Raw genomic sequence first — 1611 nt, 5'->3', positions numbered from 1 at the left:
CCGGGCGCGATATCCATGTCAGCGGCAGCAATATCGTCGGCACTAAAGATGTCGCCCTCGATGCTAAAAACAACGTCACCATCGCCGCCGCTCAAAACACCTCCAGCAGCCACTCCGCCCGACAAGAAAAGAAATCCGGTATCACGGGCAGCGGCGGCATCGGTTTTAGCATCGGCAGTCAATCCGGTAAAAGTACCGCCGACGCTAATCAGGTCACCCAAAGTGATGCTCGCAGCACCGTTGGCACCAGTAGCGGCAACCTCAGTATCACTGCTGGCAAAGACGTCCACGTCGGCGGCAGCGACCTGATTGCCGGTCGCGCAGCCGATGACACTATTAATAAAACCGGCAACATCGGCATCCAAGCGCAAAACATCCGCATCGACACCGGTACGGACACCGCGCAAGACGCGGCTACGCAGCAAGCCCGTCAAAGCGGCATCGGCATAGCCCTCGTCGGCACACCCTTAGACACCGTACGCAACCTGCAAGCAACCGGTAAAAACGGCGGCAGCAACACCCAAAAAGCCAAAGCCGGACTAGAAGAAATCGGCAACAGCGCAGGCACGCTACCCCAAGTCGCCGTCACCCTAGGCAGCAGCCGCAGCAATAGTCAAAGCAGCAGCCAGAGCAGCACCAACAGCGCCAGCAGCCTTCAAGCCGCAGGCAATATCCAACTAGTCGCAACAGGCGACGGCAACAAAGACAGTGCAGGCCGTGCGAGCAACGGCGACATCACCATCACCGGCAGCAACATCGCCGCAGGCGGCAACGTCCTGCTCGACGCCCAACGCGACATCACCGTCCAGGCCGCAACAGACCGCTACAGCGAAGAGCACAGCGCCAGCAGCAAAAGCAGCAGCCTGAGTCTGGCCATCAACAGCCCCGGCGACGCCGCCCGCAGCATGTCCGGCGGTCCCAACAACAGCGGCGTGACGCAATCGCCCTACAACGCCAGCAGCAGCGCCGACAACCGCAACACGCAAGCATCGGGGCAGCGTGCCAGCAGCATTAGCGGCAATAGCGTGGTGCTCAATAGTCATGGTGGGGATATTGCGATTGCGGGGTCTGGGATTGTGGCAACCAATAACGTCAACCTGACCGCCAAGTCGGGCCAGATTACAGTCGTTGCCGGTCAGAACACCAGCACCCATCACGAAGATCACCGCAGTCATCAAATAGGCGACCTCGGCAGCAGTAAAAACGGCACCGCCAGCACGGTCGGTGTACGTAATACGAGTGATGTCATAGACAGCGCCAGCCAGTTACAAAACCCGATCCGCAGCCAGATCATCAGCACCAAAGGCAGCGTCACGCTAGACGCCAAACAGGACATCCATGTTCAAGGCAGCGATCTGTTAGCCGCCAACAACCTCACCCTGATCGGTCAAAATCTTCATCTCAACCCGGGGCAAGACGCCAGCCAAAGTAAAGAAACCCATCGTACCAGCCAGTTCGGTATCACAACCGCCGTCGGCGGCGTAGCCGGGCAACTCGCGCAAACTGCTAATCAAGGCCTCGCCGCGCAAGCTAGCGGTGACAACCGAGTCGCGGCCTTGAATGCCGCCAAAGCAGGTTTAATTGCCGCCAACGCGATCAAACAAGTCGCGG

1 protein-coding gene is annotated in these 1611 nt (G+C 59.2%); it reads left to right on the top strand.

Annotation, left to right across the window (positions count from 1 at the left end; genetic code table 11):
* Positions 1-1611: hemagglutinin repeat-containing protein (locus tag ACVBEF_RS21110; RefSeq protein ID WP_447125859.1), on the top strand; the 1611-nt coding region annotated here is incomplete at both ends.

The organism is Glaciimonas sp. GG7, assembly GCF_052976905.1.
The sequence above is the reverse complement of the archived record's forward strand: the minus strand, read 5'-3'. Positions and strand labels throughout refer to the sequence as shown.